This window comes from Pedococcus sp. 2YAF34 (assembly GCF_052114585.1).
In the GTDB taxonomy this organism is placed as follows: Bacteria; Actinomycetota; Actinomycetes; order Actinomycetales; family Dermatophilaceae; genus Pedococcus.
In genome coordinates, this window is record NZ_JBFRFA010000009.1 from 35990 (window position 1) to 52173 (window position 16184).

At 67.3% G+C, this 16184-nt stretch carries 11 protein-coding genes; 7 read left to right on the forward strand and 4 right to left on the reverse strand.

The genetic code is table 11. From position 1 onward, the window contains the following. Positions 1-10 precede the first annotated feature (10 nt). Positions 11-445: an SRPBCC family protein gene (locus AB4Z02_RS07065; protein ID WP_441970149.1), complete on the forward strand. Its 435-nt coding sequence runs from the start codon at positions 11-13 to the stop codon at positions 443-445. Here the strand turns inward: AB4Z02_RS07065 and AB4Z02_RS07070 are convergent. Together AB4Z02_RS07070 and AB4Z02_RS07075 are read right to left on the reverse strand one after the other, a co-directional pair. Beyond that, the gene (locus tag AB4Z02_RS07070; protein ID WP_441970150.1) at positions 430-1191 is read right to left on the reverse strand and encodes an SDR family NAD(P)-dependent oxidoreductase; all 762 of its coding nucleotides are present in this window, start codon (positions 1189-1191) and stop codon (positions 430-432) included. The two genes, AB4Z02_RS07065 and AB4Z02_RS07070, sit on opposite strands and share 16 nt — an antisense overlap. 218 nt (positions 1192-1409) lie before the next feature. Then, complete coding sequence (locus AB4Z02_RS07075; RefSeq protein WP_156399927.1) at positions 1410-1889, reverse strand: hypothetical protein; 480 nt, start codon at positions 1887-1889, stop codon at positions 1410-1412. Positions 1890-2026: 137 nt separating this feature from the next. On the opposite strand from AB4Z02_RS07075, the gene AB4Z02_RS07080 reads away from it, so the two are divergent. The 4 genes from AB4Z02_RS07080 (at position 2027) to AB4Z02_RS07095 (ending at position 7904) form a co-directional block, all read left to right on the forward strand. After that, positions 2027-2752, forward strand: coding sequence for a ZIP family metal transporter (locus AB4Z02_RS07080; RefSeq protein WP_441970151.1), 726 nt, complete (start codon positions 2027-2029; stop codon positions 2750-2752). Between the two features lie 398 nt (positions 2753-3150). Then, positions 3151-3651, forward strand: a complete 501-nt coding sequence (gene nrdR / locus AB4Z02_RS07085) for a transcriptional regulator NrdR (RefSeq protein WP_441970152.1) — start codon at positions 3151-3153, stop codon at positions 3649-3651. 100 nt (positions 3652-3751) lie between these two features. Then, a complete protein-coding gene (locus AB4Z02_RS07090) occupies positions 3752-6688 on the forward strand; it encodes a vitamin B12-dependent ribonucleotide reductase (RefSeq protein ID WP_441970153.1) in 2937 nt (978 codons plus the stop codon). Positions 6689-6821: 133 nt separating this feature from the next. After that, positions 6822-7904 (forward strand): HNH endonuclease, encoded by a 1083-nt coding sequence (locus tag AB4Z02_RS07095; protein ID WP_082590671.1) that lies wholly within the window; start codon positions 6822-6824, stop codon positions 7902-7904. Between the two features lie 214 nt (positions 7905-8118). Here the strand turns inward: AB4Z02_RS07095 and AB4Z02_RS07100 are convergent, their stop codons facing one another. Next, positions 8119-11208 (reverse strand): DUF3427 domain-containing protein, encoded by a 3090-nt coding sequence (locus AB4Z02_RS07100; RefSeq protein WP_056884148.1) that lies wholly within the window; start codon positions 11206-11208, stop codon positions 8119-8121. Between the two features lie 106 nt (positions 11209-11314). Beyond that, positions 11315-13177 (reverse strand): DUF2075 domain-containing protein, encoded by a 1863-nt coding sequence (locus AB4Z02_RS07105; protein ID WP_056883748.1) that lies wholly within the window; start codon positions 13175-13177, stop codon positions 11315-11317. Positions 13178-13317: 140 nt separating this feature from the next. Between AB4Z02_RS07105 and AB4Z02_RS07110 the strand changes: the two genes are divergently transcribed. Together AB4Z02_RS07110 and AB4Z02_RS07115 are read left to right on the forward strand one after the other, a co-directional pair. After that, positions 13318-13662, forward strand: coding sequence for a nucleotide pyrophosphohydrolase (locus AB4Z02_RS07110; protein WP_056883749.1), 345 nt, complete (start codon positions 13318-13320; stop codon positions 13660-13662). Between the two features lie 284 nt (positions 13663-13946). After that, positions 13947-16118 carry an MMPL family transporter gene (locus tag AB4Z02_RS07115; protein WP_441970154.1) on the forward strand — a complete coding sequence of 724 codons (2172 nt, stop codon included), beginning with the start codon at positions 13947-13949 and terminating at the stop codon, positions 16116-16118. The last annotated feature ends 66 nt before the right edge of the window (positions 16119-16184 follow it).

Genomic DNA, 16184 nt, shown 5'->3' on the forward strand with positions numbered 1-16184 from the left:
CGATGTCGTGATGGAGCAGCACGCCACCGTCGACATCGCCGCCCCACCGGCTCGGGTGTGGGAGGTGATGACCGACGTCGAGCGCTGGCCGGAGTGGACCGCCTCGATGCGGTGGGCGCGCAGGCTCGACGAGGGACCGCTGCGCCCGGGCTCGAGCGCGAAACTGAGCCAGCCCCGCATACCCACCTCCGATTGGGTGGTCACCGAGCTGGAGCCGGGCGCGTCGTTCACGTGGGTGATGCGCGGGCCGGCGATCCTCACCAAGGCCCGCCACGTCGTGGAGCCGCTGCCCGGCGGCGGCAGCCGGGTGACCCTGAGCATCGAGCCGCACGGATGGCTGGGGGAGCTGTTCGGGCGGGTGTACCGCGCGACGACCGACCGCTACCTCGCGATGGAGGCGGCGGGACTGAAGACCCGCAGCGAGGAGGCTCAGCGGGCCAGGTAGCCGCCGTCGATCGGGTAGTAGGTGCCGGTCGCGAACGATGCGCCGTCGCTGGCCAGCCAGGCGACGAGCTCGGCGACCTCCTCGGGCTCACCGATCCGCTGCAGCGCGTGCTGGGTCGCGAGGAAGTCCAGCGTCGGCTGGTCCAGGTGGGCGTCCAGCAGGGGAGTGCGGATGAAGCCCGGGCCCACCGCGTTGACGCGGATCTTGTCGGCGGCGTGCTCCCAGGCGGCGGCCTGCGTCATGCCGACGACGCCGTGCTTGGCGGCGGTGTAGGCGCTCGCGGTCGCGAAACCGACAGCGCCGAGGATCGAGGCCATGTTGATGATCGAGCCCCCGCGACCGCTGGCCTTCATGGCGCGGATCGCCGCGCGCTGGGTGTAGAAGACGCCGTCGAGGTTGATGCCGATGACCTTGTGCCAGGCCTCGTCGGTGTAGTCGCCGCTGGCGAGGACGTCGCCGCCGATGCCGGCGTTGCAGACCGCGATGTCGACGTGGCCGAGGTGCTCGACCGCAGCGTCCATCGCCGCGTCGACCGCCCCGGAGTCGCTGACGTCGACCACGGCGCCGTGCGTCCGGCACTCGAACGCCTCGAGCTCCTTGAGCACCACGTCGATCGCGGCCTGGTCGAGGTCCCAGATCGAGACGTCCGCGCCGGAGCGCGCGAGGATGTGGGCGCAGGCGCGGCCGATGCCGGAGGCCCCGCCGGTGATGACGGCGACCCTGCCGCCGAGTCCGTAGCTGTTCATCTCTTCCTGCCTTTGTGTGTGCCTTCGTGGTGGCCCTGAGGGGTTCCCCGGGAAGGTCCCGCGGTCGTGCTCCCACTCTCGGGCGGCCGCCCACCGCCGGGTAGGGCCCAAGGGCCCGGTGCGGTACGGCGCAGGACCGGCCCGCATCAGCGGGACCGGTCCTGCGTGGTGGTCAGGGCGCGCGGTGGTCAGGGCTCTTGGGGTCGGTGCCCGTGGGGTCAGGGCTCGATGCGCGTGCCGGTGAACGTGCCCGTGGCGCTGAACAGCTGGGCGCCGGTCGCGTCGTACCCCGTGACCGCGAAGGTGCCGACGAGCTTGCCGCTGCGCAGGCGCCCACGCACCCGGATGCGTGCGCTGCCGGTATCCATGTTCGGGCCGACGTCGGTGCTGCCCCAGAACGTCGCCTTGAACCGGTCGCCGTCCATGGCCCACACACCGTTGCTGACCGAGCCGGCGGGACGGATGTCGTTGCTGACGATGATGCCGCCGGCGCCGATGCTGACGACGGTGATGCCGGGCTCCGGGTCGGCGGGTGGGTCGTTGGTGTGCTCGATCCACCAGGCGCCCAGGACGCCGCTGCTCGCGTCGGTCGCTGAGGCTGACGCGACCCCCGTCCCCGCGACCAGGACTCCACCTGCCGCCACCCCTGCCGCCGTGCGCACGAGCTGTCGACGGTCGATCCTTGCTGCTCCGCTCATGAGAACCTCCTCTGTTCCGGGTTCCCTGCGTCCTCGATCGTCCCGCCGGCGCGCCGGGGCCGGGTCACGCAGACGGCCTAGTCCTGTGCCCCAGCCCCCGACCTGCCTCAGTCCGACCCGGCGGTTACGGTGGGGAAGTGCTGGAAGCAGGGTTCTGGGGATTCGTCGGAGGAGTGGCTCTGCTGGTCGGCGCGGCGGCCGGGATCTGGCTGCCGACGTCCAAGCGCGTCATCGGCTGGGTCATGGCCGTCGGCTCGGGGGTGCTGGTCAGCGCCCTGACGTTCGAGCTGGCCGGCGAGGCCTACGACAAGGCCGGGGGAGTCTCGACCGTGCTCGGCCTGCTCGGCGGGTCGGTCGTGTTCTTCCTCGGCGACTGGTGGATCGACAACCGTGGCGGCCACCGGCGCAAGAGCCCCAACGGTCCCCAGGCCGGCGCGGCCGGGACCGCGCTCGCGCTCGGCGCGCTGCTCGACGGCATACCGGAGAGTGCCGCGATCGGCGTCTCCACCATCGGCGGGGGAGGCGTGGGGGTGGCCGTGGTCGCCGCCGTGTTCCTCTCCAACATCCCCGAGGGCCTGTCCTCCTCGGCGGGTATGCGTTCGGCCGGGCACAGCGCTCGCTCGATCATGGCGCTGTGGCTGGGTGTCACCGCCGCGGCGACCGTGGCGGCCGCGCTGGGTCGGGTCCTGCTCGACGGAGCGGACCCGTCGGTGGTGGCGACGATCCAGGCGTTCGCCGCCGGAGCCATCCTCACGATGCTGGCCGACACCATGGTCCCTGAGGCCGTGGAGCACGCCGGGCGGCTCGTCGGGCTGCTCACCGTGGTCGGGTTCAGCGCGGCGTTCCTGCTCTCCATGGCCTGAGCTCCCGCCCGCTCCCGCACACCCGCGCCGCGCGCCCCCGCTGTCCACAAGATGTGGGTGCGCGTGGGTCGTCCCGCACCAGATATGGTCGGCTCTCGAGTCACTCCAGCCACACCTGTACCACTTCGGGCGTGTCGGCCAGGTGCTTCGCAAGGCGCTGACCTGCGGCGATGCACACTCCACTACGGAGTTTGGAGGAGTTTCCGGGACTCGCTTGCGCCCTGGGTCACAGCGAGGCAGACTATCCCTACATCTAGTGGTTACACCGCTGTAGTTCGTCCACATGTAGTGCACAGGGCGAGGCTGGTTCTCCACACGTTGTCCCCAGCAGGTCCACAGTCTCGTCCCCAGCTCATCCCTGGACGGCGGGGCAACACCCCCTCGGAAGGAGCGCCGCCATGCACTGTCCGTTCTGCCGGCACACCGACTCCAGGGTCATGGACTCGCGCACGACCGACGACGGCAGCTCCATCCGCCGGCGTCGCCAGTGCCCGGAGTGCGGCCGCCGTTTCACCACGATCGAGACGGCCAGCCTCACGGTCACCAAGCGCTCCGGCGCGAGCGAGCCGTTCAGCCGGGGCAAGGTCCTCGCCGGCGTCCGCAAGGCCTGCCAGGGCCGCCCGGTCACCGAGGACGACCTCGCCCTCCTCGCCCAGCGCGTCGAGGAGTGCATCCGCCAGCAGGGGCAGGCCGAGGTCGAGGCCCACGAGGTGGGCCTGGCGATCCTCGGGCCGCTGCGCGAGCTCGACGAGGTCGCCTACCTGCGGTTCGCGAGCGTCTACCAGGCGTTCGAGTCGCTCGAGGACTTCGAGTCCGCGATCACCCTGCTGCGCGCCGAGCGCGAGGCCACCGGCACCGAGCCGGACTCACGCAGCACCGCCGGTTTGCCGCCGGGCTGAGCCCGCGCCGTACGGCACCACCGCACCATCCCGGCACTGTCAGTGCCAACACCCAGAATTGACACCAGAGCATCACCAGGGGCTAGGGAGGCCACCAGACATGACTGAAACCGCAGGCGCACGTGCAGGTGCCCGCAAGAACGCCGGCAAGGGCGCGTCCGGCGTCACCGTCGAGCGCATCTACACCACTCCTGGTGTGCACCCCTATGACGAGGTGACCTGGGAGAAGCGCGACGTCGTCCAGCAGAACTGGAAGACCGGCGAGACGATCTTCGAGCAGCGCGGTGTCGAGTTCCCCGACTTCTGGTCGGTCAACGCCTCCACCATCGTCACCACCAAGTACTTCCGCGGCGCCGTGGGCACCGAGGCCCGTGAGCAGGGCCTCAAGCAGCTCATCGACCGCGTCGTCCTGACCTACGTCAAGGCCGGCAAGGACCACGGTTACTTCGCCACCGCCGAGGACGCCGAGATCTTCGAGCACGAGCTGACCTACGCCCTGCTGCACCAGGTGTTCAGCTTCAACTCCCCGGTCTGGTTCAACGTCGGCACCAAGAGCCCGCAGCAGGTCAGCGCCTGCTTCATCCTCGCCGTCGACGACTCGATGGACTCGATCCTCAACTGGTACAAGGAGGAGGGGAAGATCTTCCAGGGCGGCTCCGGCGCCGGCCTCAACCTCTCCCGCATCCGCTCCTCCAAGGAGCTGCTGTCCTCCGGTGGCACCGCCTCCGGCCCGGTCTCCTTCATGCGTGGCGCCGACGCGTCCGCGGGGACGATCAAGTCCGGTGGCGCGACCCGTCGTGCGGCCAAGATGGTCGTGCTCGACGTCGACCACCCCGACATCATGGAGTTCGTCGAGACCAAGGCGCGCGAGGAGGACAAGATCCGCGCGCTGCGTGACGCCGGGTTCGACATGGACCTCGGTGGCAAGGACATCACCTCCGTCCAGTACCAGAACGCGAACAACTCGGTCCGAGTCTCGGACGAGTTCATGAAGGCCGTCGAGGCCGGCACCGACTTCGGGCTGCGCTCGCGCACCACCGGTGAGGTCATCGAGAAGGTCGACGCGCGTGACCTGTTCCGCAAGCTCGCCGAGGCCGCGTGGGAGTGCGCCGACCCGGGCATCCAGTACGACGACGTGATCAACGACTGGCACACCAACCCCGAGAGCGGCCGCATCACCGCGTCCAACCCGTGCTCGGAGTACATGTCGCTCGACAACTCCTCGTGCAACCTGGCCTCACTGAACCTGCTCAAGTTCCTCAAGGACGACGACACGTTCGACGCGGTCACGTTCCAGAAGGTCGCTGAGCTCGTCATCACCGCGATGGACATCTCCATCTGCTTCGCCGACTTCCCGACCGAGGCCATCGGCGACACCACGCGTGACTACCGCCAGCTCGGCATCGGCTACGCCAACCTCGGCGCCCTGCTCATGGCCACCGGCCACGGCTACGACTCCGAGGGTGGGCGCTCGCTCGCCGCGGCGATCACCTCGCTGCTCACCGGTGCCGCCTACAAGCGCTCGGCCGAGATGGCCGGGGTCGTCGGCGCCTACGCCGGCTACGCCCGCAACGCCGACGCCCACAAGCGCGTCATGCGCAAGCACCAGAGCGCCAACGACGCGATCCGTCCGCTCGACTCGATGGACACCTCGATCCACCGTGCGGCCACCAAGGCCTGGGACGACGTCGTCAAGCTCGGCGAGAAGAACGGCTACCGCAACGCTCAGGCCTCGGTGCTCGCGCCGACCGGCACCATCGGCTTCATGATGGACTGCGACACCACCGGCATCGAGCCCGACTTCTCCCTGGTGAAGTTCAAGAAGCTCGTGGGTGGCGGGTCGATGCAGATCGTCAACCTCACCATCCCGCGCGCGCTGAAGAAGCTCGGCTACACCGGCGAGACCATCGAGGCGATCGTCGAGTACATCGCCGACAAGGGCCACGTCATCGACGCCCCCGGCCTCAAGCCGGAGCACTACGAGGTCTTCGACACCGCCATGGGTGCGCGCTCGATCTCGGCCATGGGCCACGTGCGCATGATGGCCGCGGTCCAGCCGTTCCTGTCCGGTGCGATCTCCAAGACGGTGAACCTGCCCGAGACGGCCACGGTCGAGGAGATCGAGGACGTCCACATGCAGGGCTGGAAGCTCGGCCTCAAGGCGATCGCGGTCTACCGCGACAACTGCAAGGTCGGCCAGCCGCTGTCCGACGGTGGCTCCACCGCCAAGGACGCTGCCGCTGACAAGGCCGCCGGCGCTGCCGAGGCCAAGGTCGAAAAGGTCATCGAGTACCGCCCGGTGCGCAAGCGCCTGCCGAAGCGCCGGACCTCGCAGACCACGTCGTTCGCCGTGGGTGGCGCCGAGGGCTACCTCACCGCCGGCACCTACGAGTCGGGCGACCTGGGCGAGATCTTCCTCAAGTTCGGCAAGCAGGGCTCGACCCTGGCCGGCGTGATGGACGCCTTCTCGATCGCGGTCAGCATCGGCCTGCAGTACGGCGTGCCGCTGGAGACCTTCGTGGAGAAGTTCACCAACCTGCGCTTCGAGCCTGCTGGTTTGACCGACGACCCCGACGTGCGGATGGCGCAGTCGATCATGGACTACGTGTTCCGTCGCCTGGCGCTGGACCACATGGACTTCGACACCCGTTCGTTCATGGGCATCCACACCGCCGAGGAGCGCGCCCGCCAGCTCGAGACCGGCTCCTACGCCGCGATCGAGGCGGACAACGAGTCCGACGAGGAGCTCGAGGACGAGCTGGAGAACTTCAGCCAGTCCGCCCCGGTCTCCAAGCCCGCCGCGGCTGCCACCAAGGCGGAGCCTGCCCCGTCGGCTGCTGCCGAGGTGAAGTCCGGTGCTGGTGCCGCTTCGGCTCGGGAGATCTCGGTCGACGTGCACTCGTCCGCGGAGCTCATGGAGAAGTTCCAGGGCATCTCCGCTGACGCCCCGATGTGCATGACCTGCGGGACGAAGATGCGCCCCGCCGGCTCCTGCTACGTCTGCGAGGGCTGCGGCAGCACCAGCGGCTGCAGCTGATCTAGCCAGTGGGACGACGGTGGGCCCGGAGCGAATCTCGCTCCGGGCCCACCGTCGCTGCTCTCATGACAAGCGGACCCAACCGGCTGCCGATTAGGGCCAGCGACCACCGCGAGTCTGATTCACTGTGTCCATGGACGCGCTGGAGTTGGGGCAGCGCATCGTGGCGATTCTCGAGACTGGCCGGCGGACGGCAACGTATAAGTTCGCGCTGCTCATGTCGCTTGTCGACTATTGCGTCGAGAACTTGCCAGCTGAGGACGTGCCGCTCAGCGTGCCTCTTGAGGAGTTGGGCGAACGCGTTATCGCCCTCTACTGGCGACAGGTCCTCCCGTTGGCCGGAATCGGAGAGCTCAAGCAGTCTTCCCAGCCTCGGGTCCGCATCCTTGCTGCAGTCAGCCGGCTTCGTGAGTCCGCTTACCAGGCGAGGACCACGTCCCTCGATGTTGCCCGAGAACGCGTGCCCAATGACTACCGCAGAGCCGTAACCAACGTTGTGTTGACCCTGGTCCGCCAGCCACTCGCCCGCCTTCAACACTTACCTGGGCGGGAGCCGGGCCAGACGTTTCTCTATGACGACTCCTGGATGGGGGAAGGCGTCAACCAGAGCAAGATCGACCGGCACGGCGCAGTCGTCACGCTCTATCCAGGGGTCGCAACGAACCTCGCCAGACTGTCGGGTCTCCTGCGCCCGACGCTTGAGCTTCTGTGGGTTGAGGACGTCGTCCGACTGAACGCGAGCCTGCGGAACGAGCGCATCGACGTCGCTTCCCACCTCTTCGGTCAAGAACGCGTGGGACTCGCAAGAGTGCGCGCGGCCTACTTCGATGAGTTCGGCGCTAGCTGCTTCTACTGTGGTGCCAAGCTGGACGGTGCCAGCCCGATTGACCACCTACTGCCATGGTCGCGGGTGGGGCTCGATGGCTTAGCAAACCTCGTGCCGGCTTGCCGACCGTGCAACTCCTCTAAGTCGAGCGCCCTCCCCGTTCATAGGCACGTCACTCGGGCGCTTGACCGCGACATCGCACAGCTAGCACGGATCGGCGCTGAAATCGGTTGGCCGGTTCAGCGGGAACGCACGGTTGGCGCCGCCCGCGGCCTCTATCTATCCGCGCCCCAGGGCACACCACTTTGGGAGTCGCGGAGCGGATACTCCGTAGTGGACCTCAGGTGGGCTGAAACGCCGTGGTTGATGGAACCGGTCAGTCACAGATGAAACGCGCAGAAGCGCCCTTGTGCTACGGGGACCAAAGGCAGGAGATGGGCACCTCAGTCGATTGAGTCGCATGCCTTCGGGCAGGACAACGCTTCCGAGGACTCGCTCTCGTTGACAGAGGATCCCGCGCGTTCGCGAGGTTAGGCGCGGGTGAAGCCGTCTGGCCCCACTCTCGGCCCTCACGGGCTCCCGGCGGCGAGAGTCCGGCGCGGAGCTACGCCACAACGCTGGCCACAGCGAAGTCGGCCGCTGGCATGGGTGTGCGAAGCCGCCAGGTGATTGCGATCGGCCGCTCGCCACGGTGCTCGACGTAGTCCGCCTCACCGAGGCACAGGTACGGCGCTCCCGAACCAAACTCGCTGACCTTGTTGGCCCTCGTGAACAGGAGCACATGGCTTCCTTGCTCGCGGTGGTTGAGGTAGCGCTGACCCGTCCTGGATGCCACCGTCGTTCCTGACTGCGACTCCCAGTGGAAGAGCTCAGCGTTGATCGCATAGTCCTGGTACATGGTCGTGGGGGAGTAGTCAGCCTCAGACTTGTGCAAGGTGACCAGGAATGCGTCGGCGTTTGCGGCCGGCGCGAACAGCACGCCTTCGCGGAAGCTGTTGGGCTTGCGACCCTCGATGGACACGTAATCGAGCGCGGCGACCAGTTCCTCGCGGCTGTAGCGAGCATGAACCCGAAGCGGCCGAAGACCGAGCTCGCCGCCCAAACGCGAACTGAGCCTCTCTGCCCCAGCAAGGCCGAGAGCCACCACCTGGCGCAGGTCGTCGCGCGCAGCTGGTTCCGCTGCGAGCGACGCCAGGCCCGCTTCATAGGAGTCGAAACCTCCGCCGTCGGGCCAAAGGGAGAAGAAGAGCATGCGTCCGAACGCCTGGAGAGCGGGGTCGGCCTCGGCATAGCGAGGTGCGTCGTCACCCAACCACGCGAGATAGGCCGTAGCGCGGTCCGGATCATCGACGTGGGCGAACGCACGAACCCGTTTGAGAATCCCGTCCTCTCGGGGTCCCGGGGCGGCCAACGACAGTCCTGCGTCCCGGCGCAGACGCGACCACGACCGGTCTCCGCGGACAACATCTGCAAGGTCGACACCTGAATCGCCAAGGAAGGTGCCGAGGTCGTCTGTCGGGTGGGCCCGAAGCTCTGACGCGATGCTGGCCCACCGCTTCGCCACCTGGCTTCGGACGTTCTCAAGCACCAGCTCCTGACTTTGGCGGTCCAGTACGATCTGGGTCCCAGCAGGCAGGAATGGGAAGTCGTGCTCGATGTCGCGGACTAGCTCTGCGCGAGTGCTGCCCGTCATGGCACGGAACCGCTGGTCGAAGCGGAACTCCTTACGGTGGTGGCCGACAAAGTCGAGGGCGGTCAAGACTGCCTTGTTCTTGGCGCGACGCAGACCCCGACCAAGCTGTTGGAGGAAGACGGTTGAGCTTTCGGTCGGACGAAGGAAGAGCACCGTGTTGATGGCGGGCACGTCCACGCCTTCGTTGAAGACGTCCACCGTGAAGATCGCTTGAATCTCCCCTGTCCGCAGCCGGACGATGGCGGCGTCGCGGTCGTCTGACCGCGTGTCACCCAGGACCGCAGCGGCACGAATTCCCGCCTCGTTGAAGACCCGAGTCATGTAGTGCGCGTGATCACGTGAGACGCAGAAGCCGAGCGCCTTCATGGCGGACACGTCAGCGACCTTGTCTTGCACGGCGGTGAGGACGATGCGGGCTCGGGCGTCGTTGCCCGTGAACAGTGTCGAAAGCTCCGATGGGTCGTAGGCGCCCGACTTCCAGTCGACTCGGGTGAGATCCACACCATCTGCGATGGCGAAATAGTGGAAGGGCGTGAGGAGGTCGGCCTTCAGCGCATCCCACAGCCTGAGCTCGGCTGCCACCCTCCCGTCGAAGAAGGTTCGCACGTCGAGCCCATCGCCGCGCTCGGGGGTTGCCGTGAGGCCGAGCAGCTCGCGAGGGTTCAGATGGTCGAGGATGCGTCGATAGGTGCTGGCCTGCGCGTGGTGAAACTCGTCGACCACGACGATCTGGAACGAGCCAGGAGGGATGGTGCGGACGTCGTAGGCGGTGAGCGACTGCACTGAGGCGAAGACGTGTTCCCATCGCTCAGGTCGTGTGCCGCCGACGTACAGTTCGCCAAAGTCGGCATCGTTGAGCACCTCGCGATAGGTACGCAAGGACTGTTCGAGGATTTCGCGACGGTGAGCGACGAAGAGCAGGCGTGGACGCGTAGGGGCTGCCTCGGCAAGACGTCGGTAGTCCAGCGCCGCAATGACCGTCTTGCCCGTGCCCGTCGCTGCGACGACCAGGTTTCGATGGCGCCCGTGGAGAGCGCGCTCGACCTCGAGCTGGTCCAGCATCTCCTGTTGATAGGGATAGGGACGTACTTCGAGCCCTGACAACGTGAGCGTCACGCGATCGTGAGCCTTGGTGCCCCTGGCTTCGGCGAGTGCGTCATCCAGACGGTCACCGTCGGTGTCCGGGTGATAGCTCTCGAAGGTGGGATCGTTCCAGTAGCTGTCGAAAGTGGCGCTGAACTTCTGCAGGAGGGCAGGAGTCGCCACCGCCGACAGCCGAACATTCCACTCGACCCCGTCGAGCATCGCGGCACGCGAGAGGTTGCTGCTGCCGACGTACGCCGTGTCAAACCCCGTGTTGCGGCGGAAGAGCCACGCCTTCGCGTGCAGGCGAGTCCGTTGCGCGTCGTATTGAACCTTCACGTCGGCACCGAAATTGCGGACCAACCGATCAAGTGCCTGCCGTTCAGTCGCTCCCATGTACGTCGTCGTGATGACGCGCAGCGACACCCCGCGCTCGTGCAGGGCCACGAGCCGATCCTCGAACAGCCGTAACCCGTACCACTTGACGAAAGCCATGATCACGTCGACCTGGTCGGCGCTAGCGAGCTCGGCTCGGATCTCATGACCCATCCCGGGCTCGCCCTGGGCGTTCGTCAGGAGGGCAGCATCGGACAGGGGCGTGGAGGGCCGTTCCGAGAACTGCCGAGCGGGGTTTCCCGGACGTGCCACGTGCGCGACTGACAGCAGCTGGCTCGCAGCGGTGACGTGATCGCGTGGCGACTTAACGCGGGCGACCAGATCATTGACCAGTGCGAGCCGCTTCTCGGAGCTTCGTTCGCTTCTTAGCGTCCGAAGAACCACGTCACGGACGTGCCGCGCCAGGATCTCAGGTGCATCGGCGTCGTCGACCAGCCCGCTGTCTGCTGTCACGCTGCGCGCGGCGGCGAGCTGTGCCGCGAGTTCGGCCGTGATCAGTCGCTCGTACAGCCCCTCCAACAAGCTGTCGTCCGTCCCAGTCACGCGATGCAGCTTGCCAGGTCGAGGCGAGCGCTGGTGCCGATTCGGACAAACGTTGCGTAAGCGTGCGGGCTACGGCGCGGACGCGTCAGCTAACCAAGGTGCGCAGGAACTTCTGCGTCTCAGCGTCGGTGGAATAGAGGGTGACCCCGCGCATGCCCCGCGTCAGAAGCACCTTGTAGACGTTGCGCACGAGGCGTTCAAAGTCGGCGTCACTGACCTTCGCTGGGTTCTTGAAGTCCGGATCTCTGTTGGCGCTACGAATGGCGACCCAGCGGTCCTCACGCCACACGAGGTCTGGGCCAATGATGACGCCCGAGTAGTCGTACTCGAATCCTTGAGCGGTGTAGACGCAGCCCACTTGACCGAAGCCGGCCGGGTCGGTGGCCCAGAGCGCAGCGGCAGGAGCCCCACCCACCGAACGGTCGCCCTTGAGGTTCCATGGTTTGGCCCAGTCGCCCACCTGCACATCGGAAACGAGCGTGCCGTCGGGCCGCGGGTCGCTCCACGGCCAGCAATAGCCAGCGGCGATCCGCGTCGAGTAGCCGCCCTCGAGTTTGGTGGACAGGTAGGCCTCCATTTCGTAGGGAGAGTCAACCACCTCGACGTCGAAGTGAGGGTCACCGGTCCACTCCATAGGGCCGCCAGGCTCCAGGCCTAGAAGTCGCTTGGCCCAAAGCACATACTCTTCAGAACCGCCGCAACGGAACTGCGCGTCCAGGTCGATCTTCACGATGTCAATGCCGCGGTTGGCGGCATGTTTCTCAATATCCTCCACTGTGCCCTGCTCTCCGGGCCGCACGACCTGGAACTCGTCGAGCAGGAACACCGGAACGCGAGCGGCATCCAAGAGCTCTTCGACCTGTGGCTTTCCGGTGCGGTGTTCGGCCCGCGTCCACCGGGATGCCGAGGTCTCACGAATGCGATGGGCCTCGTCCAGGATCAGCGCGTCGAGGTCGTTGGGCTCCGAGGCGACGAACGAGTTGAAATACTGGAACATCTTCTGGACTCGGGGCGCGCGCTTGCCTGCGACCTTTCGCAGCGTCTGCGTAAAGGACCGCGAACCCGTGGCATGCAGCACCGAGCGGCCTTGGCGTGACAGCTCACCTAGTAGAGACAGGGCAATGACGCTCTTGCCGCTGCCTGGACCACCGGACACGATGACAGCCGTTTTGGTGTTGGCCCGACGTGCGCGCTCCACGGCGTGCAGAACGTAGTTGTAGGCGTCCCGCTGCTCATCGAGCAGCACGAACATCTCGCGATGCTGCACCTCGTCGGCCGCCACGGCCAGCAGTTGGCGCGATGGGGCGATACGACTGGAAAGCAGCTGGTCGGCATACGCTGCGCCGCTGACCCCCGGGGTAAACCGAGACTTGAGGAATGCCTGGAACTCGCCGCGCCGCTGTCCGCTGAAGACTGAGCCCAGCCGGTCAGCAGGTATGCGATAGAGGTCCTCGACGGCGGAGTCGGTGGCGTTGTGCAGGTATGCCGTCCCCGCGAGGGCCTCCGGCTGATCGGCCAGCACCGTTGTGAAGCCGAGCATGTAGTCGCAGTAGTCACGAACCTGCAGGGCTGGATGAGTCACGGGGCGACGGCCGTATTGCTCAATCTGGATGAGGCTGTCGCTGTCCTCGAATCGCTCTGCGTGACTCCATTGCTTGAGCTCGACCACCAGGTAGGAGGGCCCACCAGTCTGAGGATGCTGGCCGACGAGCACGACGTCGGCGCGCTTGCTGGTGAGCGGAAGCTGATACTCGAAGAGCATTTCCACCTCGTGGAGACCCGCAGCGACGAGGTCGGCGTGCAGTGCAGGCAGGCTGCGTTCCCACGAGCGGTACTCACCCGCGGAGGGCTTACGACCGGTGCGGTACGTCATCTGCTCAGCGAGAAGCGTGGCGAGTTGATTCTCGAGCGAGGAAAAGCCGGCAACCGATTGACGATACAGCGTCACAGAACAGAACCCCAGGCAGCACGAAGTGATCCGTGCGGGTGGGGGCTTGTCCTGAAGCGGAAGCCTGTCGGGCCGCAATTACGTCGGCGACTCTATCCCCGGGCAGTTGTCGTGTCCGGTTGTGGCGACATACTCGTAGCGTGTCTGATTTGACGGAGATCCGCGATGCGGCGAGGGCGTTCATCGCCGAGCGCGAATGGCAGCAATTCCAGGACCCCAAGTCGGTGATGCTGGCCCTGGTCGGTGAGGTGGGGGAGCTGGCTGAGCTGCTCCAATGGTTGCCAGCCGACGAAGCGCGCGCCCTCTCGCGCGAGGAGCCACTGCATACACGCCTGGCTGAGGAGATGTCGGACGTCCTGGTCTATCTCGTGGGGTTGGCGGACCAGTGCGGCGTGGATCTCGGCGAGTCTGCCTTGGCGAAGATCGAGGCTTCGGCTGCCAAGCACCCGGCTGAGGAGACTCGGGGCGTTGCGCCTCAGAAGTAGCCTGCGCAGGAACTCACTTGCATTGGGCCAGCGTGGCTGCCGAGACGACCTTGCTGTCAGCAACGCACCCGGCCGGAGGGCAACGCGTGAATTCATCTGTTCTTGTCGCTGCGGCATACGCGGTGAAATGCCCAGATCCTCCTCAGGGTCGTCCCTGAACTGCCCCTGAACGCCCACCTAACGCTGCCGAAATCCGTTGTCCCGACAGCCCCGCGCTCCCTACCGTCGTCCTGATGGGTGCCGTGCAGGGTGCGCACACCCGACCACGGTGAGAGGCAAGAGCGATGAGCGAGACACGGATCGGCGACGTCGGACGGCTGGCGTGGTTCCCCAGCGGCAAGGTGACGAAGTGGTTCGTCGTCGTCTTCTGGCTGGCGATCCTCGCGGCAGCGTTCGGCCCGGCCGGCAAGCTGCAGGGCGTCCTCAACAACGAGGCCGTCGCCTGGCTGCCCAAGGACGCCCAGTCGACCCAGGTCGTCACCCAGATCGAGGCGTTCCAGAGCAAGAACGAGTTCCCGGCCGTCCTCGTCTACGAACGCCCGGCCGGCATCACCCCAGCAGACCAACAAGCCGTCGCCGCCCAGGTCGCCAGGTTCGACGCGCTGGCCCCGGTCAAGAGCAAGACCGTCGGCCCGATCCCCGCGAGGGACGGCAAGGCACTGGAGGTCATCATCCCGGTGGACGCCGGCGACGGCGGCTGGGACACCCTGGGGGCGACGGTCGACGACCTGCGCTCGATAGCGAAGGAGCGCCCCGCCGGCCTGTCCATGCAGGTCACCGGCCCTGTGGGCTACGCCGCCGACTCGTCGGGGGCGTTCTCCGGCATCGACGGCAAGCTGCTCTACTCGGCGATGACGGTCGTGATCGTCATCCTCCTGCTGACCTACCGCAGCCCCCTCCTCTGGCTCATCCCCGTGGTCTCCGCCGGCACCGCGCTGTTCGTCGCTCAGGCGGTCATCTACTTCCTCGCCAAGGACGACACCCTCACCGTCAACGCCCAGAGCTCCGGCATCCTCACGGTCATCGTGTTCGGCGCGGGCACCGACTACGCCTTGCTGCTCGTCGCCCGGTACAGGGAGGAGCTGCGCAGGCACGAGGACCGGCACGAGGCCATGGCGTTCGCGCTCCACCGCGCTGGCCCCGCGATCCTCGCCTCCGGCGCCACCGTCATCGCCGGCATGCTCTGCCTTCTCGTCGCGACGATGAACTCGACCAAGGGTCTTGGTCCGGTCGCCGCCATCGGTGTCGCCGTCGGTCTCCTCGTCATGCTGACGCTGCTCCCGGCCCTGCTCGTGGTCTTCGGCCGCTGGATGTTCTGGCCGGTGCGCCCGACGTACGGCTCGGTCGACCACACCCGTGACGGGGTGTGGGCACGCATCGGACGTCGCATCGCCCGGGCGCCGCGGCGCACCTGGGTCGTGACGTCCCTGCTGCTGGCCATCGCCTCGCTCGGCATCCTGCAGCTCAACGCGGTCGGCCTGCAGAACAAGGACTCCTACTACGGCACCCCCGAGTCGGTGGTGGGGGAGCAGACCGTGGCCAGGCACTTCCCGGCCGGCGCCGGCTCCCCGGTGATGGTCCTCGCCAACGCCCCGCAGGCGGGTGCGGTCAAGACCTCCCTCGAGGGCGTGCAGGGCGTCTCCACCGTCGGCGACCCGGTCACCAAGGGCAGCCGCTCGCTCATCCAGGCGACGCTCACCGACGCCCCCGACTCCGACGCGGCCACGACGACGGTCGACCGCATCCGCGCGGCCATCGCCAAGGTCCCCGGTGCCGACGCGATCGCCGGTGGTGACACTGCCACCAGGGCGGACACTCTCAGGGCGTCCGCAGACGACAACCTGCGGATCATCCCGCTCATCCTCGGCGTCGTGCTGCTGATCCTCGTGCTCCTGCTCCGCGCCGTCACGGCACCGTTGGTGCTCATCGGCACCGTCGTCCTGTCGTACGGCGCCGCCATGGGCCTGTCCGCGCTGATCTTCCGGCACGTCCTCGGCTTCGCCGGCGCCGACTCGTCGCTGCCGCTGTTCGTCTTCGTGTTCCTCGTCGCGCTGGGCATCGACTACAACATCTTCCTCATGACCCGCGTGCACGAGGAGGCCAAGGAGCTCGGTACCCGGCGAGGGGCGCTCGTCGGCCTCGCCGCCACCGGTGGGGTCATCACCTCGGCCGGTCTGGTTCTCGCGGGCACGTTCGCGGTCCTCGGCACCCTGCCCGTCGTCACGTTCGCGGAGATCGGCATCGCCGTCGCCCTTGGCGTCCTGCTCGACACCCTGGTCGTCCGGTCGGTCCTCGTCACGGCTCTCAACCTCGACCTCCGCGGTCGCATGTGGTGGCCCAGCCGGCTCGCGAAGCAGGACGCCGAGTTGAGCCAGTCCACCCCCAGCGACGTCGAGGCGCAGGGCCCGACCCCCGGAGATGCCGAGGAGCGGCCGGCCCTCGAGCCCGCCCACTGACCGGGGTCACCAGCGCAGGCGGGAGGTATGCCGCGGAGCCGGGCTCCGCGGCATACCTCGCCGGTG